1 protein-coding gene is annotated in these 238 nt (G+C 42.0%); it reads right to left on the bottom strand.

All coding sequences use genetic code 11. The features are described from left to right. Window positions 1–238 (bottom strand): chorismate synthase (locus AB1287_RS22405; RefSeq protein ID WP_435619151.1); only part of this gene is annotated, 238 nt, incomplete at both ends.

The following is a 238-nucleotide window of genomic DNA, read 5'->3' as shown; positions in this document are numbered from 1 at the left end:
GTCCTGGGCGTGGTTTGGTCAAACGACGTTGCTTTTTAATTTTATCTTCAACATCTTGGGCTGCCATAATCTGTTCCCAATTCTTGAAATCACGGTTTGTAACATTAAGTGTAATCGGGCTACCAATTGTTTTTCCGTGTCGAACGCCTGAAGTAATTTCAACTTGGTCAGACTCAATTTTCATCCGTCCGCCACGACCATAGCCGCCTTGACGACGTTTAAGTTCAATATTAATATC

This window comes from Scandinavium sp. UTDF21-P1B (genome assembly GCF_040750395.1).
Taxonomy (GTDB): Bacteria; Pseudomonadota; Gammaproteobacteria; order Enterobacterales; family Enterobacteriaceae; genus Scandinavium.
Note: the sequence above shows the minus strand (reverse complement) of the source record. Positions and strands in the feature narration are given on the sequence as shown.